The sequence below is a fragment of the Actinoallomurus bryophytorum genome, from assembly GCF_006716425.1.
GTDB classification, from domain to species: Bacteria; Actinomycetota; Actinomycetes; order Streptosporangiales; family Streptosporangiaceae; genus Actinoallomurus; species Actinoallomurus bryophytorum.
The window spans coordinates 6,374,437-6,400,277 of the sequence record NZ_VFOZ01000001.1; the positions used below are offsets into that span (position 1 = coordinate 6,374,437).

Below are 25,841 nucleotides of genomic sequence, written 5' to 3' on the forward strand. Positions count from 1 at the left end.
AGGCCGGGAGCCGACGCGCCGTTCCGCCCGGCGTCCCGCGCGCGGCGAGGCCGCCACGGGGAGAACCGCCGGGCGTCACCGGCACGGGACAGTAGCGCCTCACCGCCCGGTGACGGCATGATTGCCGTCTGGTCCTCGCCGGTCCGAACAGGGAGCCGTGTCATGTCGATCCGGAGACGGTTGGCCCGGTTCAACAGGGTGTTCGCCAATCGCCTCCTCGGCCCGACCCTCCCGGCGCTGCCCGGCTTCGGCGCCGTGCACCACCGCGGCCGTCGCTCCGGGCGCCCGTACCGCACTCCGGTCATGGTCTTCCGCGACGGTGAGCTCTACGTGCTCGCGCTGCCGTACGGCTCGGACTCCGACTGGGTGAAGAACGTCCTGGCCGCCGGCGGATGTGACCTGCGGACCCGCGGGCGCGGCGTTCGCCTGGTCGAGCCGAGGGTCTATGAGAACGACTCGCGGAGCGACATTCCGGCCGTCGTCCGCTGGGCGCTGAAACGGCTGGGCGCCACCGAGTTCATGGCGCTGCGGCCCGCGGACGCCGATCGGGGACCCCATCGACACCAAGGAGAGTCAACGTGAGCGCGCCGACCTCGGACCTCACCGGCTGGCAGATCACCCCCTTCACGGACGCGGGGATCACCCACGACGTGTACGAGAAGGGTGAAGGTCCCGGCGTCGTTCTCGTCCCGGAGATTCCCGGGATCTCCCCGGAGGTGCTCGGGCTGGCGGACCATCTGGTCGAGCGGGGTTTCACGGTGGCCATGCCCTCTCTCTTCGGTACGCCGGGCCGCGCCGTCTCGGGCGGCTACATCGGGGGAGTGCTCGCCCGGCTGTGCGTCTCCGCGGAGTTCCGCGCCTTCGGCGTCGGCGCCCGCCGGCCCGTCGCGGACTACCTGCGGGCGTTCGCCCGTGACCTCGCCTCCCGTACCCCGGGGCCTGGGGTCGGCGTCATCGGCATGTGCTTCACGGGCGGGTTCGCCCTGGCCGCCGCCGTCGACGAGGTCGTCCTCGCCCCGGTGCTCAGCCAGCCGTCGGTGCCGCTGCCGCTCGGCTCGGGCCGCCGCCGCGACCCCGGCGTGTCGGAGGAGGAGTTCGCGACCGTGGCCGGCCGTACGAAGGGGTCGAACCTGTGCGTCCTCGGCCTGCGCTTCAGCGGTGACCGCGCCTGCCCGCCCGACCGGTTCGCCACCCTGCGCGAGCGTCTCGGAGACGCCTTCGAGGTCATCGAGCTGGACTCCTCGCCGGGCAACGCCGCCGGTTTCAAGAAGTCCGCCCACTCCGTACTGACCGAAGAGGTACGCGAGGAGCCCGGCCACCCCGCCCTCGCCGCGCGCGAACGCGTCGTCGGGTTCCTGACCGAGCGGCTCCTCCCGGCCGGCCGCGGCGATCACGCCGTCTGAGTCCGGGGAGGGTCGGCAGAAGCCTCGACGGCCTGCAGCAGGCCCCAGACGAAGTGGGCGACGTACGGGCGCGCGTCGGGTGCCGAGAACGTGACCTGCCACCGGCTCGGGAGGGTGTCGGCCTGGTGGCCGGCCGGCGCGAAGCGTTCGGCCACGTCACTGACCACGCACGACCATGGGGTCAGGTCCGCGACGCTCTCCAGGCGCGGCGTCGGCGACCCCTCCGGCCGGACCAGCCATTCGTGCAGGACCGTCCCGTCCGGGCCGATGAGGGCCTCGAACCTCAGGTCCGGCCAGAGCGGCAGGTCCCACTGGTCGGTACGGCAGGTCACGTCGCCCAGCCGCCGGTCCGCGCCGTCCGCGGGCGGCCCGAGCACCATGCGGAGCCTGCGCTCGCCGCCGGGGAACCGCGATGAGCGCAGGATGCGCTGCCATCGGGCGTTCACCTGCCGCATCTCGGTACGCGAGGCGTCCAGTGAGCGCATCGCCGCGACGACGAGGTCGGGCTGGTAGTCGGCCATGCGGCGCAGCAGGACCAGTTGGAACTCACGCCTGGCGAACCCCTTCATGAGGTGAATCAAACCAGGGGGACCTCACCCCGTGTGCTCCAGGACGAGGCCGGCGACCCGGCGGGGCAGGCCGGGGGAGAAGAACCCGTGTCCCATGCCGTCGACCGTGCGCAGCCGAGCGCCGGGGATCGCGGCGGCGAGGGCCTCGCCGTGCGGCGGCGGCCTCAGCGGGTCCGCGGTGCCGTGGACGAGCAGCGTCGGCGCCGTGATCGAGGAGAGCGGGACGAGCCGGTCGCCGGTCATCCGCCGGCCGGCCGGGTCGTGCTGCGCCGCGGCGGCGTAGTCGCTCGCCCGCTCGTAGGAGACCTCGACGAACCGCCGCGCGGCCGGCTCGTCGAAGGGCAGCGCGGTGCCGTTCAGCACCCGCCAGGTCTCCAGGTCCGCCGCGACCACGTCCTCTCGCGTCGCCCGCGGTGCCCGCGCCAGCCACCCGAGATGTTCGAGGAACCGCGGCGAAGGCGGCGGCAGGTCGCCGGGGTCGGGGGCCCGTCCCTTCAGGGCACGCGCCCAGGCGGGGCCGGCGTCGTGGCCCATCGGCCCGGTCATGATCGCGGTGAGGGTGAGGACGCGTCCGGGGCGATGAACCGCCAGCCACTGACCGATCGCACCGCCCAGGGAGGCCCCGGTGACATGGGCGGCGGCGATGCCGTGCCCGTCGAGCACGGCCGTCGCGTCGCCGGCCATGTCCGCGAGCGTGTAGGGGCGTGCGGCGAAGTCCACACAGTCGGACCGGCCCGTGTCCCGGTGGTCATAGCGGATCACCTGCCGCCCGCCCTCGACGAGCGCCTCGACCAGCTCTTCCGGCCAGCCGATCCCCTGCGCGGACGTGCCCATGACCAGCAGTACCGCCGGGTCGCCCGGCTCACCGAACCGCTCGGTCCACAAGCGGAGCCCGCCGGAGGTGACGAATGCCTCGACAGAATTCATGGCCGTCAACGTAGCAAATTCAAACGCCATTTTGTAATTGCAATAATAGGGAATTCAAGCCATTTTATTTGGTATAATAGAGGCATCCCCGGGCGGTCACGGTGCCCGCGGACGGCAGGCGGCCGGGCGCAGCTGACCTGGGCCTGTGCATTCTGTTCGCGCGGAAAACGATCTATCGTGATGGCATGTCGAAGTCGCGGGTGATAGAGGTCGCCGGGCGCGAGGTGACCGTCACCAACCCGGACAAGATGGTCTTCGCGTCGGCCGGGCACACCAAGCTCGACCTGGTGCGCTACTACCTGGCCGTCGCGGACGGCGCGCTGCGTGGCGTCCGGGGCCGACCGATGATCCTCAAACGCTTCGTCAAGGGGATCCACGAGGAGGCCTTCTTCCAGAAGCGCGCGCCCGCCAGCCGGCCGGACTGGGTCGAGGTGGCGCAGCTGCGCTACGCCTCGGGACGCTCGGCCGACGAGGTCGTCGTACGCGACGCCGCCCAGCTGGCCTGGGTGGTCAACCTCGGCTGCGTCGACCTCAACCCCCACCCGGTGCTGGCCGAGGACCTCGACCACCCCGACGAGCTGCGGATCGACCTCGACCCCGTGCCCGGCATTCCGTGGGGGCAGATCGTCGAGGTCGCCCTGGTGGCCAAGGAGGTCCTGGAGGATCACGGCCTGACCGCGTGGCCCAAGACCTCGGGCTCACGCGGGTTCCACATCTACACGCGCATCGACCCGCACTGGCCCTACCGCGAGGTGCGCCTCGCGGCCGAGACCGTGGCGCGTGAGGTCGAGAACCGCGCCCCCGACCTCGCCACCAGCAGGTGGTGGAAGGAGGAGCGGCAGGGCGTGTTCGTGGACTTCAACCAGAATGCCAAGGACCGTACGATCGCCTCGGCCTACTCCGTGCGCCCGAGCGAGGACGCCCGCGTCTCCACCCCGCTCACCTGGGCGGAGGTGCCGGACTGCCGCCCCGGGGATTACACGCTGACGGCGGTCCTGGAGCGCTTCGCCGAGGCCGGCGACCCGTGGGCCGACATCGAGGGCACCGCGGGTTCGCTCGAACCCCTCCTCGACCTGGCCGAACGCCTCGGCCCGGCGGAGAAGCCGCCCAAGGGGACCGGCCGTCGCCAGTCCACGATGCCGCTCATCGAGATCGCGCGCGCCAAGACCAAGGACGAGGCGGTCGAAGGCCTGGACCGCTGGAAGGCGCGGCACCCGGACGTGGTCCGCCACCTTCAGCCCGCCGACATCCTGACCGACGGGATGCGCGGCCGAAGCTCGGTCTGGTACCGGATCCGGGTCAACCTCCAGCACGTGCCGGACGACGAACGCCCTCCGCAGGAGCCCCTGGAGGTCGACTACGACCCCTGGGCGAACGCCCCGTCGACGGGCGGCTGAGCACGGTAGTACCCGTGGTGATAACAAGTCAGCGACCTGGTTGACAGACCGGTCAACTATCCGGGATGTTCGGCGGGTGGGTCATTCGGAGGATGCCCGAGGGCGGTTGGTGCGCACCGCGGCCCGGCTGTTCCTGGCTCGCAGTTACCAGGCGGTCGGCGTGGACGAGCTGTGTGCGGCCGCGGACGTTCGCAAGGGCAGTTTCTACTACTTCTTCCGCTCCAAGTCCGAGCTCGCCAAGGCCGTGATCGACCGCCACGCCCTCGCGCTGTGGGCGCGGCTCGACGAGGCGGGCGCGACCGAGGGCGAGGGCAGCCCGGTGGAGCGCCTCCACGCGATCGCGGACGCGGTCGGTGAGATCCAGCAGGGCTTCGAGCGGCGGTTCGGCAAGGTGGTCGGCTGCCCGTTCGGCAACCTGGCCGCCGAGCTCGCGACCACCGATGACGCCCTCCACGAACACCTGGCCACCATGTTCGCCGAGTGGGAGGGGCGCCTCGCCGCGATCTGCCGCGACGCCGCCGCACAGCACGCCCTGCGGGCGGGCGCGGATCCCGACCTGCTGGCCCGGATCCTGATCGCCCAGTTCCAGGGCATGATCCTGCTGGCCAAGACGGGCCGGTCCAGCGCGGCCGAGATTCCCGCCGCCCTGCACCAGGTGATCGACTCCCACCTCATGGAGGGAGCCGGCGCTTGACGATCGACTTCCACGTCGACCCGATGTGCCGCTCCGCGTACGCCACCTCGTTCTGAACGTTCAGCCGACGGTCACACCTTCGAGGCGTACCGGGACGCCGTTCAGGTGCGCCATGCCGGCCAGGGTCTCCAGGTCGGCCGGGTCCGATGACGTCAGCAGGTTCACGTTCGCGCCGCCCGCACGGTCGGCGCGCCGCCACCCGCCGCCATGGTGCCCCCAGCCGTGCGGGATCGCGATCACGCCCCGCGCGACCTCGTCCGTGACCGTGGCCGGCAGCTCGATCGAGCCGTACGGGGAGGTGACCCGGCACGTCCGGCCGTCCTCGACGCCGGACTCGGCCGCGTCGGCGGGATGGATGCGGGCGCTGTGCGAGCGCCCGCCGCGCATGAGGGTCGCGGAGTTGTGCATCCAGGAGTTCTGCGACCGCAGTTCGCGCAGGCCGATCAGGCGCAGCGGGTACGCCGGGTCGTCCTCGCGCTCGCCCAGCCGCTCGAACTCGGCGAGGATCTCCGGCGGGTCCAGCCGGACGCGGCGGTCGCGGTGCCGTACGACGTCACGGAGCACGCCGGTCCGCACGTGCTCGTCCAGCACCACCCCGTGCGGGCGCCCCCGCAGCGCCGCCAGGCTCAGGCCGCGCCGGAGCCCGAACAGGTCACCGCGCGGGCCCAGGCGGAGGGCGAGGTCCAGCAGGCGTGCCGGCGTGACTAGGGGCACGCGGTTCGTCAGCCGGCCCAGCCACCGGGGTGCGAACGGCAGGAGCCCGGCACGGCGGGCGATCGCGTCGATGATCTGCCACTCCTGCCGTGCCTCGCCGTACGGTGCCACCACGGGGCCGGTGAACTGCACGAACGGCGTGGTGAACAGGCTCAGGCTCGCCACCGGCAGGTCCTCGCGTTCGAGGAAGGTCGTCGCCGGCAGCACGTAGTCGGCGAGCCGGTTGGTGTCGTTGACGTACAGGTCGATCGAGACCAGCAGGTCCAGCCGGGACAACGCGGCCGACAGCTCGTCGCCGTCGGGCACCGACACGACGGGGTTGCCGGCCGAGACGAACATCGCACGCACCCGCCCCCGGCCGGGAGTGGTGATCTCCTTGGCCATCAGCGCGGCCGGGAAACTGCCGAGCACGTCCGGGAAGCCGCCCACGCGGGAGCGCTTCCGTGCGTACGTCGCGAGGCCGAGGCGGTCGGCGAGCCGTTCGATGCCGAGCGGTGAGGAGCCGAAGACCGCGCCGCCCGGCCGGTCGAGGTTGCCGGTCACGACGTTGAGCGCGTCGAGCAGGAACGCCACCAGCGTGCCGTGCCTTCCCAGGCAGGAGCCGGTGCGCCCGTACACGGCCGCGCTTCCGGCGGCGGCCAGGTCACGTGCCAGGCCGCGTACGTCGTCGGCGGGCACGCCGGTACGTGCCTCGGTGCGCTCCGGCGGATGGGCGGCCGCCATCGCGCGCAGACCGGGCAGGCCGCGTGCCTGCCGGGCGATCGCGGCACCGTCCTCGAGCCCCTCCGCGAAGATCACGTGGAGCAGCGACAGCAGCAGCCAGGCGTCACCGTCCGGCCGTACGGGCACGTGCTCGTGGGCGCGGGCCGTCTCCGACCGGCGCGGGTCCACCACGACGACCCGTCCGCCGCGCCGCACGATCGCGGCCAGCTGGTCCCTGATCCGCGGCGCGCTGATGGCGCTGCCGTGGGAGACCAGCGGGTTGGCGCCGATGACCAGCAGGAACTCCGTACGCGTGAGGTCCGGGACGGGCACGCGCGTGAGCGAGCCGTACATCAGGCGGCTGGCCACGAAGCGGTTGTTGATGTCCTGGGAGCCGGCCGTGAACAGGTTCGGCGAGCCCACGGCCGTCATGAAGCCCCGCAGCCACAGCGCGTGAGAGTAGGAGAACGCTCCCGGGTTGCCGAAGTACCAGCCGACGGACGCGCCGCCGTGCTCGCGCGTGATCCGGCGGAGCCGCCGGCCGATGTCCTCGATCGCCTCGTCCCAGCCGACCGGCTCGAACCCGGAGCCGTCCGCCCGCCGGCGCTGCGGACGAAGGATCCGATCCGGGTCGTTCTGCACCTCGGTCATGGCGATGCCCTTGGGGCAGGCGAAGCCGCGCGACAGGGGATGCTCGCGGTCGGGCCGGAGCCGGACGAGCCGCCCGTCCTCCACCGTCGCGACCAGGCCGCACAGGGGCTCGCAGATCCGGCAGTACGTAGCCCGCTCCTCGATGGCCATGCCCGCATTGTAAGTAGCCACTTTTGGCGGCGGCCGCCGGGCGTGGCCGGTGACCAAGCTGGGGAAAAGACCTACAACCGCCCCGATCGGCCGTGCCGCCGGGAGGCTCGTAGCGAGACAGCCCGGGTGTCGCGGCTCGCGATGGTCTAGCATCGCGCCGTTTTGCCAGGTCAGCGGTGCGCTGGCCGTTGCGGACCGCGTTTGGAGGGGCGTTGACTGCCGACCGCTTGTCTCGGCGTGACTTCGGCAGGCTCACCGGGCTGGCGGGAGCCGCCGTCGCCTTACCGGGGCGGGCGAGCGCGTCCGAGCGCGGCTGGCGCATGACCGGCCGCTGGCTTCCCGGCCTGGGCGAGTTCGACGCGACCGTCATGGGCTTCATGGAGGACCGTGCGATCACCTGCGGCTCGCTGGCGATGGCGCGTAACGGGCGACTGGTGCTGGCGCGCGGCTATACCTGGAGCACCGGTCCGGTGCCGGCCACCTCGCCCACCTCGCTGTTCCGCACCGCGAGCGTCACCAAGCCGGTCACCGCCGCCGCGGTCCTGCGGCTCATGCAGGACGGCAGGCTCAAGCCGGACGACCGGGCGGCCGGTCTCCTCGGGCTCAGCACGTCGGCGGACCCGCGTCTCGCGGACGTCACCGTCCTCCGGCTGCTCCAGCACCTCGGCGGCTGGAGCCGCGAGCGGTCCGCGGACCCGATGTTCGACGACGGCGCCATCGCCGGCGCTCTCGGCAAGCGGCTCCCGATCGGCCAGGAGGACATCGTCCGGCACGTCACGTCGCGCGCCCTCGACCAGGCGCCCGGCACGGCCTACGTGTACAGCAACTACGGCTACCTGCTGCTCGGCAGGATCATCGAGAAGGTCACCGGCACGACGTACGCCAAGTACGTTCAGGACGCGGTGCTCACGCCGCTGGCGATCAGGCGGATGCGGCTCGGCCGCACCCTGGTCCCGGCCGCGGGCGAGGTGACCTACCACTCGCAGTACAAGAGCACGACCGTCATGGACCCGTCCGGCACCCTGGTGGCGGCGCCCTACGGTTCGTTCAACCACGAGAACAACGCCTTCAACTGCGGCTGGCTGGCCTCGGCGGTGGACCTCGTCCGGTTCGCGCGGATCTTCGACGGCGTGACCCCGGTGCTGTCGCCGGCCTCGGCCGCCCGCGCGTTCGCGCCACCGGAGACGGGCACGCGCGGCAACGGCCGGTACTACGGCTGCGGCTGGCACGTACGCCCGGCGGGCGGTCGGACCGTCGCCTGGCACACCGGAAGCCTGCCGGGCACCTACACGCTGCTCGTACGCCGCTTCGACGGGCTCGCCTGGGCGGCCATGTTCGACCAGCGCGACGACCCGTCCGGCGAGCGGTACCGCGACATCGACGGAGCGCTCCACGACACCGCCGACGACGTGGGGACCTGGCCGGCCGGCGACCTCGGCGGCAGTCTCTGAGCTGGGCCGATCCGGTGTCCCACCATGGCATGGTGGTGAATTGGCACTCGGTGTGGCATGACCGATGATTTCTCCGCGCCGTGCCGGTCCAGTACGCCGAGTACCGACTTACGGAAGGCTGACGCCATGCGGAGACTGACCTTTGGCATGAACCTGAGCCTGGACGGCTACGTCGCCGCGCCCGGCGGCGACCTCGGCTGGAGCGTGCCGAGCGACGAGCTGTTCCAGTGGTGGTCCGACCGGGTGGGGGCGACGGGCCTGGCGCTGTACGGGCGCAAACTGTGGGAGACGATGAGCTCCCACTGGCCGACCGCCGACCAGCAGCCTGGGGTCACGCCGGCGGAGATCGAGTTCGCCCGCCGCTGGCGGGACATGCCGAAGGTGGTGTTCTCCTCGACGGCCGGCACGGTCGACGGGAACACCCGCCTGGTCACCGGCGACGCGGTCACCGAGATCACCCGGCTCAAGGCCGAGGACGGCGGCCCCATGGACATCGGCGGCGCCACACTCGCCGCGGTGGCCATGCGGGCCGGGCTGATCGACGAGTACGTGCTGGTCACCGCACCGGTCTTGGTGGGCGGCGGCACGCCGTTCTTCACGGCCCTGGACAACTGGGTGAACCTCACCCTGGTGGAGACCCGGACGTTTCCCGACGGCGTGCTTCTGACCAGGTACGAGACCAGGCGCTGAGTACCCGGCCTCGGCTCGGCCCCCACCACGCCGACGCACCCCACGGCCTGACATGCGAACATATGTTCGTATGGACGAGGCCACGATCCTGCACGCCGACCTGGACGCGTTCTACGCGTCCGTCGAGCAGCGTGACGACCCCCGGTTGCGGTCCCGGCCCGTGATCGTCGGGTCGGGCGTGGTGCTCGCGGCCAGCTACGAGGCCAAGGCGTACGGCGTCCGCACGGCCATGAGCGGCGGCCAGGCCCGGCGGTTGTGCCCGCAGGCGATCGTCGTGGAGCCCCGGATGCCGGCCTACACCGAGGCGAGCAAGGCCGTTTTCGCGGTGTTCCGGCACACGACGCCGCTGGTCGAGGGGATCTCGATCGACGAGGCGTTCCTCGACGTCGGCGGCCTGCGCAAGATCTCGGGTTCACCTGTGGACATCGCCGCACGCCTGCGGAGCGCGATCGCCGAGGAGATCGGGCTGCCGATCACCGTAGGGGTGGCGCGCACCAAGTTCCTCGCCAAGGTCGCCAGCGGCGTCGCCAAGCCGGACGGGCTCCTAGTCGTGCCGCCGGACGGCGAGCTCGACTTCCTCCACCCGCTGCCGGTCCGGAGGCTGTGGGGCGTCGGGCCGGTCACGGCGGAAAAGCTCGGCCACCGCGGGATCACGACGGTCGGCGAGGTGGCCGCGCTGCCGGAGGGCCTGCTGGTCGCGATGCTGGGCGGCGCCTCGGGGCGGCATCTGCACGCCCTGGCCCTGGGCCGCGACCCCCGCCCGGTGCGCACCGGGGTACGACGGCGCTCGATGGGGGCACAGCGTGCGCTCGGGCACCGCGACCGGTCCGCCGGGGAGCTCGACGCGATCGTGGTCGGGCTGGCCGACCGGCTCGGCGGCCGGCTGCGTACGGCCGGGCGGGTCTGCCGGACGGTCACGCTGCGGCTGAGGTTCGACGACTTCACGCGGGCGACGCGGTCGCACACACTGGCCCAGGCCACCGCGGAGACCCCGGCGATCCTCCAGGTGGCGCGCGACCTGCTCGCCGCTTCCGGGCCGATCATCTGGAGCCGTGGCCTGACGCTCATCGGCGTCACGCTCGGCAACCTGCACGACGACGGGGCGGTCCAGCTCCCGCTGCCGTTCGGCCGGGCCGCCGCGGGCGCCCTGGACGGTGCCGTCGACGACGTACGCGACCGGTTCGGGTCGGCGGCCATCACCCGCGCCGTGCTCCTCGGCCGTGACCAGGGCGTCGCGGTGCCGCTGCTGCCCGACTGACCGCGCGGCGGCGTCAGACGGCGTAGGTGCGTACGACGCTGAGGGCGACGGCGCCGTACGGGCCGGTGGTGCGCAGCCCGGACTCGGCCGCGCCGAGGCGTTGTGCGGCGACGCGGCAGAAGGCTCCCGCCGTGCCGGAGATGGTCGACTCGGCGTCGGCGGGACCGAAACGCCACACCTCCGTGCCGTCCGGCGCGGTCAGCTCACACGACACCGGGCCCGCCTGCTCGGCGGTCACCGCCAGGGCGTAGGGCAGCGTCCGGTGCGCCAGCCAGGCGACGTGGCGCAGGCGTTCGGTGTCGGGGAAGCCGATGCCGAGCGGCTCGGTGATGTCCAGACCGTGCGCCCAGTGTTCGGCCAGCCGCGTGGTCGCGAGGGTGGCCGGTTTCAGCGGCGTCTCGACCCAGGTCAGCGGCCGTTTCGGGTCGGCTCCGCGCAGCGCCTCCACCGCGTCCTTACGTGCCTCACGCCACCGGCGGAACACCTCCTCCGGTGCGGTGCGCTGCGCGCGTACGAGCAGGTCCATGGCCTCCTCGACCGTGTCACCCTCCCTCGGGCGAACGTCGACCCCGGCGCCGGCCACGCTGGCCGCGACACCTTCCTCGCCCTGCGCCAGATGGAGCACGACGTCCGCGACGGTCCAGCCGGAGGCGCCCGACGGCGATGTCCACTGCGCCTCGTCCAGACCCGCGAGGACGTCCTCCAGCCGGTCCTGCTCGGCGGTCAGGTCATCGATGATCGTCATGTCCAGGACCACGTCTCCCTCATGCGGTGGGCCGGTGTCACTCCCCGGCCTCCTGTTCCTTCTCGCGGCGGGCGCGGGCGCGCCGCTTGCCCTCGTGCATCGCCTGCACCCGAGCGACCGGGATCGCGCGTCCCTCCTCGACCAGGCCGGCGTCCAGCGGCTGCGGCTCGGGCATCTGGCCGGCCCACGGGTCACGGTCGGCGACGAGGCGCGCGGCGGTGCGCACGGTGAAGTCGGCGGGGGTGACCGCGTCGAGCTCGTCCCAGGACAGGGGAAAGGACACCGGTGCGCCGGGCCGTATCCGCGGGCTGTAGGCGGCGACGACGGTCGTCGCCCCGCCGGACCGCGTCGAGTCGAGGAACACCTTGCCCTCACGGTCGTCCCGGATGAAGGCCGTGGTGGCGAGGTCCGGATCGAGCCGCTCGGCGCGCGCCGCGAGCGCGCGGGTCGCCGCGGCGACGTCCGCGTGCGACGGCCCGGCCGCGATCGGCACGAACACGTGCACGCCCTTGGCCCCGCTCGTCTTGACCACGCCCGCCATGCCGACGTCGGCGAGGGCCTGGCGGACCAGCCGTGCCGCGCCGGCCGCCAGCGGGAACGCGTCGCCCTCGGGCGGGTCGATGTCGAGCACGAGGTGGGTGGGATGGTCGCGGTCGGCGGCCCGGACCAGCGTGGGGTGGTACTCGATGGCCCGCTGGTTGGCGAACCACAGCAGCGTACGGCGGTCATCGCACAGCGCGTACGAGACCTTGCGCTTGGAGGTCTCCGCCCACAGCGTCACCGTCGCCACCCACGGCGGGGTGTACTTGGGGACGTTCTTCTGCATGAAGGGATCCTGGCCGCGGAGGGCACGGACCACCGAGAGCGGCCGGTCGCGCAGCACCGGGAGGATCCGGTCGCGCACGGCGTCCAGGTAGTCGACCAGGTCGCGCTTTGTCGCGTCCGCGCCGTCGAACAGCGGTTGGTCGAGGTTGGTCAGCGACACCCCGTCCCGCGTCTCGCCCTTGCCGCTCATCCGCTCACCTTCCCGGTGGCGGCTTCGGAGGTCAACCCGCCCGGCCGTGGCTATTGTGCGTCACATGCCAGACGAAGTCGCCGAAAGCGTCATTGTGAACGCCGAGCCCGCCGACGTGTACGCCGCGGTCTCCGACGTGCGCCGGATGGCGAGATGGAGCCCCGAATGCTTCGCCACGTGGGTGTGGTCGCGGCGGGAGGGAAGACCGGCCGGGTTCGTGGGCTTCAACCGCCGGGGACCGCTGGTCTGGTTCACCACGTGCAGGGTCGTGGTCGCCAGGCCGGGGGAGGAGTTCGCATTCGACGTCTCGACGTTCGGGATGCCGGTGTCGAGGTGGAGCTACCGGCTCGCGGCGGTGCCCGAGGGCACCGAGCTGACCGAACACTGGGCCGACCGGCGCACCCGTGGCGCCCACCTCATGGGCCGGATCTTCACCGGCAGTGTCGCGAACGACCGCGCCGAGGCCAACCGCGACGGCATGCGCACCACCCTGTCCCGGCTCAAGGGCGAGCTGGACCGGCACTGACCGCCGGGGCCGAGGCCGTCCACCCGGCGGGGTGACAGGACCGGTTCTGTCACCCCGCCGCGCTCACTCCGCGTGCTGGAGCTCGGCGTGCTTGTCGAAGCCGATGTACAGGCGCGCCTCGGCGTTGGTGGCCAGCCGTGCGAGCGTCTCGAGCTCACGCACGCGCAGCAGGACCGGGTGGTCGACGTACGCGCCCGCGGCGTCGGCGCCTCCTGGACATCACCGAGAATGTCCTCGCTGAGCCGGTTGCGATTGGTGAGAATCCCTTCCAGCGTCATGGACGCCAGCGAACGCCGGGTTGCCAGCTGCACATCGCTGTAAAGACGGTCGGCGTACGACTCCACCTTTTCCACCGCGGCGGCCGGGTCGAGGACGCGGTACTGCGTGATGATGCTGACCTGCACGGCGACCTTGTCCGAGGTGAGGATCTCCTGTCCCTTGAGGAGTAGTTCCCGCTCTGGTGAGTGGACCTGATATGGGCACCTTTTATTCGGACACGGGTTCCAGAGGTACCGGAACGGGAGGCGCGGCGAGCGCGGCCGGGCGGTGGTTGAGGCGGCGGCCGAGCCGCTGGAACGGCACCTCGACGTAGCGGTACGTGAGCCCGCTGACCCCGATCAGCACGAGGACGAAGATGCCGAGCCGCACCCCGTCGTCATGGTCCGGAGTGCCCAGGAGCTGGTCGTTGAGCATCAGCAGCACCGGATGCAGCAGGTAGAGCGAGAAGCTGATGGTGCCCAGGGCCGTCAGCCAGGAAGGGATCCGGCGGCCGCGCAGCGCCCACCCGCCGGCGAACGTCAGCGCCGCGAGCAGCACCGACCCGACCCAGTACACCTGGAACGCGTCCGCCTGCGCCGGTGACATGCCGATCGCGGCGTGCCAGACGCCCGCCACGATCGCGCCGGTCAGCACCAGTGCCGACGACAGCGCGGCGGCCCGGCGGCTGATCTGGCCGTGCTCGGCCCGGTAGAGCGCGGTGCCGGTGAACATCACCGCGAGGATCACCAGGCCCTCCCACGGCGCGATCCGTTCGTTGACGAGGACCAGCACGACCGCCAGGACGCCCCCCGCGACGCCGCCCGCGGTGCGTACGGCCGGGTGGCGCGAGGCGCCCGCGGTGATGGCGGACGCCATCACCAGTGCGGTCAGCACCACGATCTGCCAGACCCCGACGTTCCGGGTCAGCGCCGCCATCGGCAGCAGCCCGCCGGCGAGGACGGCCGCCGACACGAGCACGACCGAGACCGGCGCGGACCGGCGATGCACGCCCGTGACGAACAGCGCGACGACCAGCAGGTAGAAGAGCATCTCGTACGAGAGCGTCCACAGCACATTGATCGCGTTCGGCACGCCGAGCACGTCCTGGAGCATCGTCAGGTGGGCGAGGACGGCGGTCATCGGGTCGTAGGACTGCAACCCCGCGCGCAGTCCGCGAACGCCCAGCAGGAACGGAAGCAGGGTGACCGCGCACGCGAGGATCAGGAGCGGGTAGATGCGCGTCACCCTGCTGATCCAGAAGCTCTTCACGCGGCCGTGCCGCTCCAGCGACGCGGGCACGATGTAGCCGCTGACCAGGAAGAAGACCAGGACCCCGTACAGGCCGGGGTCGAACCAGTCGACCATGCCGGCGCGCAGCCGTGGAGTGAAGTAGTAGGTCGCGTGGTGCAGGGCGACCACGAGGGCCGCGACCCCCCGCAAGAGATCCAGCCAAGCCAGGCGAGCCGTGACAGACGTGTCGCCCGAGGCTGATCGGGACATTGTGGGAGGCACCGGGACAGACTACGACTGATTCCTGAGGGTCGATCGCCCCGAGGTCTGACCGCATCCGGCAACCGGTGCCCAGCCCCCCTGCGCATCTCGTCGGTGCGGTCCCACCCGATGTTTTCACAGGTGATCGGGAAGGTGGGGGACTCGCGTGCGCGCCGGGTGGGGTCAGCCGGCGGGGGTGCGCTCCGGGGACGGCGCGGCCGGCTGCTCGGGTGCCGCTTCCTTCTTGCGCGCGGCGCGGCGGCGTCCGGCGTACAGGTTCATCTTCGGGCGGCGCAGTGCCGTGAAGGCGAATGTCATGTTGGGCTCGAGTGCCCAGTGCATGACCCAGCGCACGGGCGGGGTGCACAGCAGCGTCGCGAGGACTGCACCCGCCGCGGCCACCGCGAGGACGCCGGGGATCGTGTGCAGGACGTCGGCGTCGTACCAGCCGTAGTAGTCGGCGAGCTTGGTGGCGAAGCCGTGCAGCAGGTAGGCGTACAGCGTGGCGGACCCGAGCGAGGTGAACCACCGCTGCTTGCGCGGCACCTGGGTCAGGAACGCCGCGACGAGCACGGCGGCGGCCAGGAGCAGTCCCATGCGCACACCCGTGCCGACCAGGTTGTTCACGTGCAGCGTCGGGTTGCCGCTGCGCCAGTACACCCACTCGGTGGACAGGTGCCGGTCGACGACCAGGTACGTGAAGGCGAACCCGCCGAGCAGCACGATCGCGCCGATGAACCGGGCGGAGCGCCGCTTGAGGAGCTCGAAGTGCTCGGGCTTGAGGAACAGGCCGACCACGTAGAACGGCACCAGGCCGAAGACGCGGTTCATCTCCAGCGCGCCGGGCAGCTGGTCCATGCCCGACAGAAGGCTGATGACGACCGCCACCACGATGGGAAAGCGGATCTGCTGCCACACCGGCGTGGACAGCCGCCAGGCGAACAGCGCGAGCAGGAACCACGTCAGGTAGTACGGATCCAGCAGGCTGATCTCGAACTTCGAATGGCCCACCGCCCAGTGGTACGTCGAGTAGGCGGTCTCGAACACGACATAGGGCACGGCCAGGTTGGTGAGGAGCTTGCGGGCCTTGCCGCCGGAGAAGGTGAACCTCCGGGAGAAGTAGCCGGTGATGATGATGAAGACCGGCATGTGGAACGTGTAGACGAACAGGTAGAGCGCGTGTGCGACGCGTACGTCACGCAGGTTCACGATCGCGTGGCCGGCGACCACGAGCAGGATCGCGAAGAACTTGGCGTTGTCGAAGAACGGGTCCCGCTCCCGTGGCCGGGGGGCCGGCTGGACCGGCTGGGCCGGCACCACGTCCGTGGGCGACGACGAGGCCGGCGGCGGCAGGGCGGCCTGAGGTCGCTGGAGCGGTTCGAACGCCGAAGACTGGGGGGTGCTCATCACGATCTACTTCACTCGTCCGCTTCACCGGCCCCGGCTGGTTCCAGGACCGAACTGGCGTCGCCGACCTTACCCAGTTCGGTAGCCCGAGCGAACCGGACTCGGTGAACTCTCAGGTGTCCTCCAGGAGCGGCCGGCCCCGCCGGATGCCGCCCCGCCGGCCATCCGCGCTCGTCAGAGCCGTTCACCCCCCATCAATGCCGCGTTCACCGGTGTGACCCGGTTCATGTCGCGCCGAGGGGCCCGCCGTCACCGAGTCTCCGGCACGTTGCCATGAGGAGGCCGGTGGCGACCGCGTGGGTACGGTCGCGGGCGCACACGTCCACGCCGGCGTTCCGACCCGGTCCGCATGACCTCGCCGAAACGCGCGTTCGGCCGCCTGCGCCGCGGTGGCGGACCAGGGCATGTCGGCCGGCGGCGTAGCGCGCCAAGGTGAAGACCTTTCCGTGGGGCAGTCTTTCCGCCCTGTTTGGATCACGGTCGCGGACCCTCTTCGAGGCCGTTGTTATCGTCGGATGATCAATAGACGTGCGGGCGTGGCCCCAGGCGGAATGCCGTGAATACCGGGCGATCGAATATGGCTGGGCGCGCCATTTGCCGCCACGCCCATGACCTCGGTCGTCACGGCGGCGTGGGCGGCCACTTCGGTTCCGCCGGGTGCGATTCCTGAGGTTCGGTGGGACCGAGGCTCCGTGGATTCACGCGGGGATTGTCGAATCGCGCTTTCCGGGAAAGCCGGGCTCGAACGGTCGCATCGGCTCGTTCGGAATACCGGGCCGGCTGGAACGACGCAGAGGGACGGACATGGATCAGAAGGTGGCGAGGATCGTGGTGCCGTTGGCCGCCACGTTCGCGGTCGCGGCGGGCGCGACCGGCGCCTGGGCCGCGGGCGGAGCGACCGCGCGGTGGCCCTCTGCCGCCGGGACGACGGCATGCCCGGCCGATGCCGCCCCGTCCGTCTCGGCGATGCCCGGAGCATCACCGTCCGGCGCCGTGGTGAATCCCGCGTCCCTCAGGCTCGCGCTGACCGCTCACGGCGTGCGCACACCCGACGGTGACGCGATCGAGTACCGGGTCTCCGCGCGGCCCGCGCGCGCTCCGCTGCACGACATCACGGTGACCGTGCGCCTGACCTGTGTGCCCGGCACCGTCTGGGTGGCCGGCACGCCATGGGCGTCGACGGGGCGGGCGGCCCTCGGACGACGTGCCGTCACCTGGCGGCTCGATCTCGCCAAGGCCCCGGCGACGGCCGGCTTCGCGGTCCGCCTCCGGCCGGACTCACGCGGCGGTCCGCTGGTGGGCGAGGTCGTCGCGGCGGGTCCGGTCTCCAACTGCCCCGCGCTACGGGCGACCGACACCCCGGTCGATCCCCACTGCCGCGTCACCATCCTGATCCCCGGCGAGCCGGCACGGCCTGCCGTACGACCGACGGCCGTCCAGGGCGCGTCGCCGATCGTCCAGGACGCACCACCCGCGTTCCCGCACGTGCCATCCCTGCCGCTCCTGCCACCCGTGCCACCGGCGGGCGCCGCGATGGGGAACGGCGGCACGGCGCCGGGTGCGCCGCTCGTCGCACCGGCGCCGGCACCGAGCCCGACGGTCCTCTCCCAGCTCGACCGCGCCCCGATCGTGCCCGCCGACCCGGCCGGTGACCTCGCCGCACGGGAGGCACTACGGTCCGGCGGCACGTCCGCGAGGGACCTCGGCGGGCGTGCGTTCGCCCTCCTCATCGGCGGCGTGGCACTGCTGCTGACCGTGACGGCGATCGCGGCGGGCGTGATCGGTGCGCGACCGCGGCGCCGCGACGGCGAGGGGCCGGGCCCCGGCCGCCCCGTCGCACCCCCTCGGTACGACGGGCGCCCCCGTACGACGGTGGAGGTCGTCCGCAGGGCCGCGGCGTCGCGCGACACGCATGCGATCCCCGGCGCCGATCCGGCCGGCGGGCGGGACCGCTCGCCGGGCCGGACCACGGTGGACGAATGAGCGGGGCGCCACGGCCGCGTACGGCCGCGGCCGTGATCGGGGCGCTCGCCCTCCTCGGTCTGGCCGGGTGCGGGAGCTCGACCACCCCGGCCGCCGTCGAGTCCTTCCCGATCTCCACGGCTCCGCCGGCCGCACCGGCGGACCCTCCGGCGCGGCCGGGTCTGCTCGTCAGCCAGGAACGGCCCTTCACCGAGGCCGAGGTGCGGCGATTGCGTCACCAGAGTGAGGTGACCCGGCTCGCGCTGATCGGGTACGGCCAGGTCCGGATGTACGGCGACCGGATCCCGACGGCCACCGTGGACCCGGCGACGTACCGCTCCTTCACGCCGGACGGCACGCGCGACGCGACCACGGTGTGGAAGGTCGTGGCGGACGGGAAGGCGCTGGTCAGCCATGCCGTGGGCGACCGTGACCACCTGCCGCTGGACGTGACGGTGCCGGCCGGACGGGCGACCGTGCGGATCGCCGGGCTGGCCACCACGGTGCCCGGGGTCGACATGGTCGTCAGCTCGGCGACCGGGGAGCGGATCGGGGTGCCGTTCGGCAACGGGCTGGTCGTCGCGGTCTCCGGGGACCCCGAGCGTGCCTCGGCGAAGGTTCGCGCGGTGCTCGGAGCCCGGCCCGTGATCCGTCGCATCGCCCCGCTCGGCGGTCCGGCCCTGCCTGCGGTCACCCCGGCCGTCCCGCCTGCCACGCCGTCCGTGGTGCCGCCCGGGGCACCACCGCCCGCGGCGCCGGCCGGCGGGCCGGCCGCCCTGCCGTGATCGGCCGATCCCGGCCGCGCCCGACGCGCCCGGTGCGCCGGGCGTCCGCCGAGTGCGGGGAGACCGGGGAGTCCGGGGAGAATGACCGGCATGGTCGCCTCCTCCGCCCGCCGGCTCCCCGCGCGATGTGCTCGCCCGCCGTGGTGGGAGTCCCACCGCCGTGTCGTGATCGCGGGTGCGGTAGCGGCGACGTGCAGCGGCGTGCCGTCCACCGTGTACGCGCTCGCGACCGGCGGCGATCTCCTCCGGTCGACACGCGCGGCGGCCACGCTGGTGCCCGGTCGGCGCGGCGTCGTGACCGGTGCCGCCGTACATCTCCTCGTCTCCGCCGGCTGGACGGCCGCGCTCGCCGCCGTCGACCGGCACCATCGGCTCGGCCCTCTCGGCGGCGGCGCGGCGGGCCTGCTCATCGCCGCGCTCGACCTTGAGGTCGCCGGGCGTGCCAACCCCGCCATCAGCTCGCTGCCGCGCCTGCCCCAGTGGCTGGACCACGTCGCCTTCGGCGCCATCGTCGGCGCACTGCTGTGACCGCGCGGGGACACCGCGCTGATGCGCGGCGGAACGTCCAAGGGGGCCGGCCGGGCGAAGGCGCCTGACCTCGCGCGCGCACGTCTCGCCGAACCCGGAGCGCCGGGCCCGCGCACTCCGTACCGTGGTTCCCTGCGGTATCGCGGCACGCCCCGCGTTTTCGCCGCCGGGGGTCCGGTGCGTGACCGCTAGACTTGGCTAACACAAAATTGGTGCCAATATCGGCTCCATGGGTCGTGACGGCGGGGGAGAGTCAGTGTCGGCAGACGAGGTGAGCGGCACATCCGGCCGCGACCGGCCGGTGGTGACCGGCATCCGCGAGGCGATTCTCAGCGGTGAGTTCGTGCCGAACCAGCGCCTGGTGGAGGCCGACCTGTCCGAAAGGTTCGCCGCCAGCAGGGCGAGCGTCCGTGCCGCGCTCCTCGAACTGACCAACGAGGGCCTGATCGAACGCGTACAGAACCGCGGCGCACGCGTACGCGCGGTCCCGCTCGAAGAGGCGATCGAGATCTCCGAGGTACGCATGGTGGTGGAGGGCCTGTGCGCCGCCAAGGCCGCCCACCGCGTCACCGAGGCCGAGTCAGGCGAACTCCAGGACATCGGCGAGAGCATGCGCCAGGCCGTCTCGTCCGGTGACGTGCTCGGCTACTCCCGGCTGAACGAGCGGCTGCACCGCCGGATCCGCGAGATCAGCGGACAGCGAACCGCCGCGACGGTCCTCGAACGCTTGCGCGCCCAGAACGTCCGCCACCAGTTCAGGCTCGCGATGCATCCCGGCCGGTCCGCGGTGTCGCTGCCCGAGCACCTGGCCATCATCGACGCGATCCGCGCCAACGACGCCGACGCCGCGGAACGCGCCGCCCGAGCCCACCTGCGCAGCGTCATCCAGACCCTGCCGGAGGCCGCCCAGAACCCGGCCGAACGCGGCCCGGCACGGTGACACCCCTCACGCTCCCGACGAAATGACCGGCGGGTGTGGGATCGGCCGCGCTGCCCCAGGGCGACCGCGCGGTGCTGTTCGACCGGCCAGGAGGTGCCGGGTGCCCTTGGTCGTGGAGTGAGTCAGCGGGTCTCATCTGTGCTGAGGATGATTTCGGCCAGGTAGGCGTCGAGTTGGATGATCATGATCTCCGGGGTCATGTGGCCGGCCAGCCGCTGGATGGACAGGCCGTCGACGATGGCGTGCAGGCGCCGGGCGAGGAGTTCGGTCGAGGCGGTGTGGGGGGCCAGGAGGCCGTCGGTGTCCAGGTTCTCGATGATCTGAAGGCAGAGCCCGTACATGCTGTCGAAGTGGGTGCGCTGGACCTCGGCCAGACGCGGATCGCTCAGGCCGAGCACCAGGAAGGCGAAGGCGACGGTGGCCTCGGCGTGACGCTGCGCGTCGATCGGCATGGTCTCCAGCAGCGTGTCGCGGACCGCCTGATGGATGGTGCCGGTGTGCCTCATGTTGGTGATCCGGGTCGTGACCCGCTGTATCACCTGGTCGCAGGCGAAGGCCAGCAGCTCGGCGCGGGTGGTGAAGTAGTGCCGCAGCGCGCCTGACGACCAGCCGGCCTCGGCGGCGACCGAGCGGATCGAGACCTCGTTCACCCCGTCCCTGGCGATGACGCGGCCGACAGCGTCGGCGAGCTTCATCCTGCGCGCCTCGTGGTCCACGATCTTCGGCATCTCGTCATTATCGCACAGTCGTGTTATTTTCTATTTCATGCGACCGTGCGAAATAAAGCAGGCAGTGTGATCTTCCTGGTCGCGGGATGCGAGATCGGGTTCTGGGTGTTGCTGGTGACCGGGCTCGCGACCCGCTATCTCCTTCGCGTCCGGCGGCTCAGCAACGCCCTTCTGATCAGCGTTCCGATGGTCGACGTCGTTCTGCTCGCGGCCTCGGTCGTCGACCTCCGGAGCGGCGCACCCGCCTCACCCGCGCATGGCCTGGCCGCGATCTACATCGGCGTCTCGCTCGCCTTCGGCCCTCAGATGATCCACTGGGCCGACCAGCGCTTCGCCCATCGCTTCGCGGGTGGCCCCGTCCCCGTGAAGGCGCCCAAGACCGGGCCCGCCCACGCCGCCTACGAACGCGGCCAATGGCTTCGCCATCTCCTCGCCTACATCGTGGCGGCGGCGATACTCGGCATCTTCACGCTGCTCGTCGGTGACGTCCACCGCACCCTGCAGCTGTGGTCGGTGATGGTGCCCTGGGCGCTCGTGCTCACGATCGACTTCGTGATCTCCTTCAGCTACACCATCGCCCCACGCAAGCGACAAGGCGTCTGACCCCACAACCTCCAATGCGGTCATTTTGGTAGGAACTCTCAGGCCCTAGTCGCGGGGTCCGCTCTCCTGCACGGACCAGCGGTTGCCGTCCGGGTCGCTGAAGTAGACGAAGCGTCCCCACGGCAACTGCTGGATCTCGCCGACGTCCACGCCCCGGCCGGCGAGTTCGGCGTGGGCCGCCTCGATGTCGGGGACCACCACCTGCACGCCGCGTACCGAGCCGGGCGCCATGTCCGTCACGCCGAGGCCCAGCGCGATAGAGCAGGCCGAGCCCTTTGGGGTCAGCTGGACGAAGCGGATCTCGTCGCTGACCCGGTGGTCGTGGTCGAGCACGAAGCCGGCCTTTTCCGTGTAGAACTCCTTGGCGCGGTCGACGTCCGACACGGGGATGGCCACGAGTTCGAGCTTCCAGTTCACGACACGTCTCCTCAGAGCATCCGGAGCCAGCGGGAAGTTCTCTGGCCCACACGGAGAACGCTACGGACCATTGCGGCCACTTTCCGACCGCAATGGCGGAGTTCACGGGCGGCCACAACGGCGTCCTCACCCACCCCGGCGCCTTCGCCGAGCGGCTGCGAGTCGCTCCGAAAGGCTAGACGAAGGCGCCGAGGCCGGTGATGGCGCGCCCGGTGATCAGGGTGTTCATCTCCCGCGTGCCCTCGTAGGAGTAGATGGCCTCGGCGTCCGCGACGAACCGGCCGACGTCGTAGTCCAGGACGATCCCGTTGCCGCCGAGGATCTCCCGCGACCAGCCCACCGCCTCCCGCATCCGTACGGTGCAGTACGCCTTGGCCAGGGCCGAGTGCTCGTCACGGTAGACGCCGGAGTCCTGGAGCTGCGCGAGCCGTACGACCATTCCCATCGAGGACGTCAGGTTGCCGAGGATGCGGACGAGCAGGTCCTGGACGAGCTGGAACTTGGCGATCGGCCGGCCGAACTGCTCGCGTTCCTTCGCGTACGCGAGTGCCCGCTCGTACGCACCCATCATCACCCCGACCGCCTGCCAGGCGACCCCGCCCCTGGTCCGGCGCAGGATGTCGGCGGTGTCGCGGAAACCGCCGGCCCGCTGGAGGCGGTCGGCCTCGGGGACGCGGCAGTCGGTGAGCGTGATGTCGGCGTTCTCCACCGTACGCAGCGCGATCTTGTGCTCGATCTTCGTCGCGGTGAACCCCGGGGTGCCCTTCTCGACCACGAAGCCCTTGACGTGGTCGTCCTCCTCGTCCCTGGCCCAGATGATGACCAGGTCGGCGAAGGTGGCGTTGCCGATCCAGCGCTTGGCGCCGTTCAGGACCCACGCGTCGCCGTCGCGGCGCGCCGTGGTCTCCAGCCCGGCGGCCACGTCCGAGCCGCCGTGCGGCTCGGTCAGCCCGAACGCCCCGATCTTCTGCATCCGCGACATCGCGGGCAGCCAGCGTTCCTGTTGCTCGTCGGAGCCGCAGTGGGCGATGCTGCCCATGGCAAGGCCCGTGTGCACGCCGAAGAACGTGGCCATCGACGGGTCGACGCGGTTCATCTCCATCGTCACGAACCCGGTCAGGAGACTGCGCGCGCCACGGCAGGCCAGCCCGGCGACGTCCAGCTCCGCGAAGCCGGGCACGAGCCGGTGCGGAAACTCCGCCTTCGCCCATGCCTCGTTCGCGATCGGCGCCACCTCCTTTTCCATGAAGGACCTGACCCGCAGGACGATCTCGCGTTCGTCCTCGGTCAACAGGCTCTGCTGGTCATAGAAGTCGGCGTCGAGAGAGGTCATGGTCCGTCAGGCCCTTCGGGTGAGGGGGAGCTTCGCTCGTACGGGCGTCGCGACCACTGCCGCAGGAGCCGGGCCATCGCCTCGGCTCGCCGCTGGCGGCGGAACTCCACGCGCCCGGCGATCCAGAGGCAGAAGACGGCCAGTGGCAACTCGGCTCCCAAGGCGAGTGTCAGTGCGATCGCGAACTCCCGGTGGCTGTCCGCCGTCACCACGTCGAACCAGGCGTCGACCATCAGCAGCGTTCCCGTGATCGCCGCACTGAGTTCGAGGTGCTCGCGTCCTTTCTGGGCCAGCCAGCCGGTACGCATGAGCATCCCGCACAGGGCGAGGTCGAAACCGATCCACGAGAAACCGTAGTGCGCGGCCTCGTGACGTGTGGGCAGGATGAACACCAGGCCGGCGACCCACGGCAGCATGAGCGCGCCCGCGGCGATGACCAGCCAGCCGATCCACCGGGGTACCACCCGGGTGGGCCGCAGCTCACGGGTGAGGGTCCCCTCGATCTGCTCGGTACGGGCGGTCTCCGGTGGTTCGATGGCGTGCGCCGACTCCTCGGAGTGGGCCACGGGGAGATCGGGATCCGGGGGCGGAGTAGCAGGTGGTGTGGCCTGTAGGTCGTCTTCGGAGCGGGGGGCGTTGGCCATGTCTCCATGATTCAACGCGTGACGTGAGTAGTGAGCGGTAGGGGCGGTAGTAATTGGAACGATCCTTGTTGGTCGATCGGCCGTAACGGCTATGAGCTTGGAGGTTCACGGTGCGTAGTTTCGGGGTCGAAGAGGAAATGCTGCTCGTCGATCCGGACACCGGTGCCGCCGTGGCGCTGGCCGAGGCGGTCACGGACGGCGGCGAGGACGCGCCCCAGTCCGAGCTCCAGAGTCAGCAGGTCGAGACGGACACCGTGCCGTGCACGAGCCTGGATGAGCTGGCGGGCCTGCTGCGCGCCGAGCGGCGTGCCGCGGCCGACGCCGCCGCCCGCAAGAACTGCCAGGTGGTCGCGCTGGCGACCTCGCCGCTCGCGGTCAGCCCCTCGACCACGCCCAAGGACAGATACCTGCGGATGGCCGAGGAGTACGCGCTCACCGCGCAGGAGCAGCTGACCTGCGGCTGCCACGTCCACGTCCGGATCGAATCCGAGGAGGAGGGGGTCGCGGTCCTGGACCGGATTCGCCCGTGGCTGCCCGCGCTGCTCGCGATGACCGCGAACTCGCCCTTCTGGCAGGGCGGCGACAGCGGGTACGCGAGTTACCGGCACCAGGTCTGGGGCCGCTGGCCGTCCGCCGGGCCGACCGACCTGTTCGGCACCCCCGAGGTCTACCACGACACCATCGACGCGATGATCAAGAGCGGCGGGCTGCTGGACGAGGGCATGGTCTACTTCGACGCACGCCTGGCACGGCACTACCCGACCGTGGAGATCCGCGTCGCGGACGTGTGCATGCCGGTCGACGACGCACTTCTGCTGGCCGCGCTCGTACGCGGACTGGTGGAGACGGCGGCGCGGGAGTGGGACAAGGGCGAGCCGCCGAGCCCGGTACGCACCGAACTGCTCCGCCTGGCCTCCTGGCGAGCGAGCCGGTCGGGGCTCGAGGGCGAGCTGGTGCATCCCGTCACGGCCCGCCCGGCCTCCGCCGAGACCGTCGTACGCGCGCTGCTGGACCACGTGACGCCCGCCCTGGCCGACATCGGCGACCTCGACGCGGCGACCGAGATGACCGGCCGCCTGCTGAGCCGCGGCAACGGCGCCGTTCTTCAGCGCCGGACGTACGAGCGGACCGGCGATCTGGCCGAGGTCGTACGCTCCGCGGTGACCCGCACCCTCGACGGGTGAGACGCGCGTGACAGGGGTGGCGAATATCAAGTATTCCCTGGTCACCTCCCACGTGCGGGTCGTGGGGAACGAGGGATAATGGCTGGTGGATGAATCAGGGGGACTCATCTGATCCGAAAGAAGGCGATCAGAATGGCCGACATCTCTCGCCATTCGTCAGGCATGACCGACCATCCCGACGCAGCCGAAATGCGAGAGCGCTACGCGCGGATGACCGGGGGCCGCAAGGTGGAGATCATGGAGGGACTGGTCATGCTGACCGGTCTCTACCTCGCGATCTCGCCGTGGGTCGTGCACTTCAGCTCGACGTATCCGAACATGATGGTCAACGACCTGGTGCTGGGCCTCGCCCTCGCGGCGATCGGCTGGGGGATGGTGTTGTTCCCGGAGCGGGCACTCGGCCTCGGCTGGATGCTCATCCCGGTCGGCATCTGGTTGATCATCTCGCCCTGGGTGGCCACCGCGAACCACAGCGCACCCAAGGGCATCATCTGGAGCAATGCGGTCGTCGGCGCGCTCGCCTGCGCGCTGGGCGCCGTCACCGCGGCGATGTCGCTCAAGAGCCGCGGTTCGCGTGGTGCCGCCAAGGGCACCAGAACTCTCTAGACCGTCCGGCCGTGGCCTCGTGACGGGGTGACTCCTGCCACGAGGCCATTCGGCGATGGCTCT

General features: G+C 71.5%; 26 protein-coding genes and 1 pseudogene. 15 read left to right on the forward strand and 12 right to left on the reverse strand.

Annotated elements, in window-relative coordinates; genetic code table 11:
* The first annotated feature begins 162 nt into the window (after positions 1 to 162).
* Positions 163 to 582, forward strand: coding sequence for a nitroreductase family deazaflavin-dependent oxidoreductase (locus FB559_RS29835; protein WP_141959818.1), 420 nt, complete (start codon positions 163 to 165; stop codon positions 580 to 582).
* Positions 579 to 1,403, forward strand: a complete 825-nt coding sequence (locus FB559_RS29840; protein WP_141959820.1) for a dienelactone hydrolase family protein — start codon at positions 579 to 581, stop codon at positions 1,401 to 1,403. Before FB559_RS29835 ends, FB559_RS29840 begins: the two co-directional genes overlap by 4 nt.
* Here the strand turns inward: FB559_RS29840 and FB559_RS29845 are convergent.
* Together FB559_RS29845 and FB559_RS29850 are read right to left on the reverse strand one after the other, a co-directional pair.
* Complete coding sequence (locus tag FB559_RS29845) at positions 1,391 to 1,972, reverse strand: hypothetical protein (RefSeq protein WP_141959822.1); 582 nt, start codon at positions 1,970 to 1,972, stop codon at positions 1,391 to 1,393. The genes FB559_RS29840 and FB559_RS29845 overlap by 13 nt on opposite strands.
* 24 nt (positions 1,973 to 1,996) lie before the next feature.
* The gene (locus tag FB559_RS29850) at positions 1,997 to 2,899 is read right to left on the reverse strand and encodes an alpha/beta fold hydrolase (protein ID WP_141959824.1); all 903 of its coding nucleotides are present in this window, start codon (positions 2,897 to 2,899) and stop codon (positions 1,997 to 1,999) included.
* A gap of 185 nt (positions 2,900 to 3,084) precedes the next feature.
* Between FB559_RS29850 and ligD (FB559_RS29855) the strand changes: the two genes are divergently transcribed.
* Both ligD (FB559_RS29855) and FB559_RS29860 read left to right on the forward strand, forming a co-directional pair.
* Positions 3,085 to 4,296 carry a non-homologous end-joining DNA ligase gene (ligD, locus tag FB559_RS29855; RefSeq protein WP_141959826.1) on the forward strand — a complete coding sequence of 404 codons (1,212 nt, stop codon included), beginning with the start codon at positions 3,085 to 3,087 and terminating at the stop codon, positions 4,294 to 4,296.
* Positions 4,297 to 4,405: 109 nt separating this feature from the next.
* Positions 4,406 to 4,990, forward strand: a complete 585-nt coding sequence (locus FB559_RS29860) for a TetR/AcrR family transcriptional regulator (RefSeq protein WP_246122608.1) — start codon at positions 4,406 to 4,408, stop codon at positions 4,988 to 4,990.
* Between the two features lie 60 nt (positions 4,991 to 5,050).
* Here the strand turns inward: FB559_RS29860 and FB559_RS29865 are convergent, their stop codons facing one another.
* On the reverse strand, positions 5,051 to 7,207 hold the full coding sequence (locus FB559_RS29865) for a molybdopterin-dependent oxidoreductase (protein ID WP_141959831.1): 2,157 nt from the start codon (positions 7,205 to 7,207) through the stop codon (positions 5,051 to 5,053).
* Positions 7,208 to 7,419: 212 nt separating this feature from the next.
* Between FB559_RS29865 and FB559_RS29870 the strand changes: the two genes are divergently transcribed.
* The 3 genes from FB559_RS29870 to dinB all read left to right on the forward strand — a co-directional run bounded on the left by FB559_RS29870 (position 7,420) and on the right by dinB (position 10,606).
* Entirely contained in the window at positions 7,420 to 8,658 is a 1,239-nt protein-coding gene (locus FB559_RS29870; protein ID WP_141959833.1) for a serine hydrolase domain-containing protein, read from the forward strand.
* A 126-nt stretch (positions 8,659 to 8,784) separates the two neighbouring features.
* Positions 8,785 to 9,348 carry a dihydrofolate reductase family protein gene (locus tag FB559_RS29875; RefSeq protein ID WP_141959835.1) on the forward strand — a complete coding sequence of 188 codons (564 nt, stop codon included), beginning with the start codon at positions 8,785 to 8,787 and terminating at the stop codon, positions 9,346 to 9,348.
* A 70-nt stretch (positions 9,349 to 9,418) separates the two neighbouring features.
* Positions 9,419 to 10,606: a DNA polymerase IV gene (gene dinB, locus FB559_RS29880; protein ID WP_221640235.1), complete on the forward strand. Its 1,188-nt coding sequence runs from the start codon at positions 9,419 to 9,421 to the stop codon at positions 10,604 to 10,606.
* Between the two features lie 13 nt (positions 10,607 to 10,619).
* Here the strand turns inward: dinB and FB559_RS29885 are convergent, their stop codons facing one another.
* Together FB559_RS29885 and ligD (FB559_RS29890) are read right to left on the reverse strand one after the other, a co-directional pair.
* Entirely contained in the window at positions 10,620 to 11,351 is a 732-nt protein-coding gene (locus tag FB559_RS29885) for a maleylpyruvate isomerase family mycothiol-dependent enzyme (protein ID WP_141959839.1), read from the reverse strand.
* A gap of 37 nt (positions 11,352 to 11,388) precedes the next feature.
* Positions 11,389 to 12,366: a non-homologous end-joining DNA ligase gene (gene ligD, locus FB559_RS29890; RefSeq protein ID WP_141959841.1), complete on the reverse strand. Its 978-nt coding sequence runs from the start codon at positions 12,364 to 12,366 to the stop codon at positions 11,389 to 11,391.
* 64 nt (positions 12,367 to 12,430) lie between these two features.
* Here ligD (FB559_RS29890) and FB559_RS29895 point away from each other — a divergent pair, with 64 nt between their 5' ends.
* Positions 12,431 to 12,892, forward strand: a complete 462-nt coding sequence (locus FB559_RS29895; protein ID WP_141959843.1) for an SRPBCC family protein — start codon at positions 12,431 to 12,433, stop codon at positions 12,890 to 12,892.
* 218 nt (positions 12,893 to 13,110) lie between these two features.
* Here FB559_RS29895 and FB559_RS46875 read toward each other — a convergent pair.
* The 3 genes and pseudogenes from FB559_RS46875 to FB559_RS29910 form a co-directional block, all read right to left on the reverse strand.
* Positions 13,111 to 13,353: pseudogene (locus FB559_RS46875) on the reverse strand (SPFH domain-containing protein); the annotation flags it as partial.
* A 25-nt stretch (positions 13,354 to 13,378) separates the two neighbouring features.
* Positions 13,379 to 14,650, reverse strand: a complete 1,272-nt coding sequence (locus tag FB559_RS29905) for an acyltransferase family protein (RefSeq protein WP_221640236.1) — start codon at positions 14,648 to 14,650, stop codon at positions 13,379 to 13,381.
* A 174-nt stretch (positions 14,651 to 14,824) separates the two neighbouring features.
* A complete protein-coding gene (locus tag FB559_RS29910) occupies positions 14,825 to 16,048 on the reverse strand; it encodes an acyltransferase family protein (protein ID WP_141959847.1) in 1,224 nt (407 codons plus the stop codon).
* 804 nt (positions 16,049 to 16,852) lie between these two features.
* Between FB559_RS29910 and FB559_RS29915 the strand changes: the two genes are divergently transcribed.
* The 4 genes from FB559_RS29915 to FB559_RS29930 all read left to right on the forward strand — a co-directional run bounded on the left by FB559_RS29915 (position 16,853) and on the right by FB559_RS29930 (position 20,263).
* A complete protein-coding gene (locus FB559_RS29915; protein WP_141959849.1) occupies positions 16,853 to 18,031 on the forward strand; it encodes a hypothetical protein in 1,179 nt (392 codons plus the stop codon).
* Positions 18,028 to 18,795: a hypothetical protein gene (locus FB559_RS29920; protein WP_141959851.1), complete on the forward strand. Its 768-nt coding sequence runs from the start codon at positions 18,028 to 18,030 to the stop codon at positions 18,793 to 18,795. The genes FB559_RS29915 and FB559_RS29920 overlap by 4 nt, the downstream gene beginning before the upstream one ends.
* Before the next feature lie 90 nt (positions 18,796 to 18,885).
* Entirely contained in the window at positions 18,886 to 19,323 is a 438-nt protein-coding gene (locus FB559_RS29925; protein ID WP_221640237.1) for a hypothetical protein, read from the forward strand.
* Positions 19,324 to 19,579: 256 nt separating this feature from the next.
* Positions 19,580 to 20,263, forward strand: a complete 684-nt coding sequence (locus tag FB559_RS29930) for a GntR family transcriptional regulator (protein WP_246122180.1) — start codon at positions 19,580 to 19,582, stop codon at positions 20,261 to 20,263.
* Positions 20,264 to 20,385: 122 nt separating this feature from the next.
* Here the strand turns inward: FB559_RS29930 and FB559_RS29935 are convergent, their stop codons facing one another.
* Positions 20,386 to 20,991: a TetR/AcrR family transcriptional regulator gene (locus FB559_RS29935; protein WP_141959855.1), complete on the reverse strand. Its 606-nt coding sequence runs from the start codon at positions 20,989 to 20,991 to the stop codon at positions 20,386 to 20,388.
* Between the two features lie 45 nt (positions 20,992 to 21,036).
* Between FB559_RS29935 and FB559_RS29940 the strand changes: the two genes are divergently transcribed.
* Positions 21,037 to 21,594: a hypothetical protein gene (locus FB559_RS29940; RefSeq protein WP_246122182.1), complete on the forward strand. Its 558-nt coding sequence runs from the start codon at positions 21,037 to 21,039 to the stop codon at positions 21,592 to 21,594.
* A 45-nt stretch (positions 21,595 to 21,639) separates the two neighbouring features.
* Here FB559_RS29940 and FB559_RS29945 read toward each other — a convergent pair whose 3' ends face one another.
* The 3 genes from FB559_RS29945 to FB559_RS29955 all read right to left on the reverse strand — a co-directional run bounded on the left by FB559_RS29945 (position 21,640) and on the right by FB559_RS29955 (position 23,988).
* A complete protein-coding gene (locus FB559_RS29945) occupies positions 21,640 to 22,011 on the reverse strand; it encodes a glyoxalase superfamily protein (RefSeq protein WP_141959857.1) in 372 nt (123 codons plus the stop codon).
* A 175-nt stretch (positions 22,012 to 22,186) separates the two neighbouring features.
* Positions 22,187 to 23,344 (reverse strand): acyl-CoA dehydrogenase family protein, encoded by a 1,158-nt coding sequence (locus FB559_RS29950; RefSeq protein ID WP_141959859.1) that lies wholly within the window; start codon positions 23,342 to 23,344, stop codon positions 22,187 to 22,189.
* Positions 23,341 to 23,988, reverse strand: coding sequence for an MFS transporter (locus tag FB559_RS29955; protein ID WP_141959861.1), 648 nt, complete (start codon positions 23,986 to 23,988; stop codon positions 23,341 to 23,343). The genes FB559_RS29950 and FB559_RS29955 overlap by 4 nt, the downstream gene beginning before the upstream one ends.
* Positions 23,989 to 24,098: 110 nt before the next feature.
* On the opposite strand from FB559_RS29955, the gene FB559_RS29960 reads away from it, so the two are divergent.
* Both FB559_RS29960 and FB559_RS29965 read left to right on the forward strand, forming a co-directional pair.
* Positions 24,099 to 25,172 (forward strand): glutamate--cysteine ligase 2, encoded by a 1,074-nt coding sequence (locus FB559_RS29960; RefSeq protein WP_141959863.1) that lies wholly within the window; start codon positions 24,099 to 24,101, stop codon positions 25,170 to 25,172.
* A gap of 162 nt (positions 25,173 to 25,334) precedes the next feature.
* On the forward strand, positions 25,335 to 25,778 hold the full coding sequence (locus FB559_RS29965) for an SPW repeat protein (protein WP_221640238.1): 444 nt from the start codon (positions 25,335 to 25,337) through the stop codon (positions 25,776 to 25,778).
* The last annotated feature ends 63 nt before the right edge of the window (positions 25,779 to 25,841 follow it).

Excerpts from the sequence above, each read along its gene's own strand:
- FB559_RS29835 (WP_141959818.1), top strand. The coding sequence starts at position 163 with ATGTCGATCCGGAGACGGTTGGCCCGGTTCAACAGGGTGTTCGCCAAT.
- FB559_RS29845 (WP_141959822.1), bottom strand. The coding sequence starts at position 1,972 with ATGAAGGGGTTCGCCAGGCGTGAGTTCCAACTGGTCCTGCTGCGCCGC.
- FB559_RS29850 (WP_141959824.1), bottom strand. The coding sequence starts at position 2,899 with ATGAATTCTGTCGAGGCATTCGTCACCTCCGGCGGGCTCCGCTTGTGG.
- ligD (WP_141959826.1), top strand. The coding sequence starts at position 3,085 with ATGTCGAAGTCGCGGGTGATAGAGGTCGCCGGGCGCGAGGTGACCGTC.
- FB559_RS29865 (WP_141959831.1), bottom strand. The coding sequence starts at position 7,207 with ATGGCCATCGAGGAGCGGGCTACGTACTGCCGGATCTGCGAGCCCCTG.
- FB559_RS29875 (WP_141959835.1), top strand. The coding sequence starts at position 8,785 with ATGCGGAGACTGACCTTTGGCATGAACCTGAGCCTGGACGGCTACGTC.
- dinB (WP_221640235.1), top strand. The coding sequence starts at position 9,419 with ATGGACGAGGCCACGATCCTGCACGCCGACCTGGACGCGTTCTACGCG.
- FB559_RS29885 (WP_141959839.1), bottom strand. The coding sequence starts at position 11,351 with ATGACGATCATCGATGACCTGACCGCCGAGCAGGACCGGCTGGAGGAC.
- ligD (WP_141959841.1), bottom strand. The coding sequence starts at position 12,366 with ATGAGCGGCAAGGGCGAGACGCGGGACGGGGTGTCGCTGACCAACCTC.
- FB559_RS29895 (WP_141959843.1), top strand. The coding sequence starts at position 12,431 with ATGCCAGACGAAGTCGCCGAAAGCGTCATTGTGAACGCCGAGCCCGCC.
- FB559_RS29905 (WP_221640236.1), bottom strand. The coding sequence starts at position 14,650 with ATGTCCCGATCAGCCTCGGGCGACACGTCTGTCACGGCTCGCCTGGCT.
- FB559_RS29910 (WP_141959847.1), bottom strand. The coding sequence starts at position 16,048 with ATGAGCACCCCCCAGTCTTCGGCGTTCGAACCGCTCCAGCGACCTCAG.
- FB559_RS29915 (WP_141959849.1), top strand. The coding sequence starts at position 16,853 with ATGGATCAGAAGGTGGCGAGGATCGTGGTGCCGTTGGCCGCCACGTTC.
- FB559_RS29920 (WP_141959851.1), top strand. The coding sequence starts at position 18,028 with ATGAGCGGGGCGCCACGGCCGCGTACGGCCGCGGCCGTGATCGGGGCG.
- FB559_RS29925 (WP_221640237.1), top strand. The coding sequence starts at position 18,886 with ATGGTCGCCTCCTCCGCCCGCCGGCTCCCCGCGCGATGTGCTCGCCCG.
- FB559_RS29935 (WP_141959855.1), bottom strand. The coding sequence starts at position 20,991 with ATGCCGAAGATCGTGGACCACGAGGCGCGCAGGATGAAGCTCGCCGAC.
- FB559_RS29950 (WP_141959859.1), bottom strand. The coding sequence starts at position 23,344 with ATGACCTCTCTCGACGCCGACTTCTATGACCAGCAGAGCCTGTTGACC.
- FB559_RS29955 (WP_141959861.1), bottom strand. The coding sequence starts at position 23,988 with ATGGCCAACGCCCCCCGCTCCGAAGACGACCTACAGGCCACACCACCT.
- FB559_RS29965 (WP_221640238.1), top strand. The coding sequence starts at position 25,335 with ATGACCGACCATCCCGACGCAGCCGAAATGCGAGAGCGCTACGCGCGG.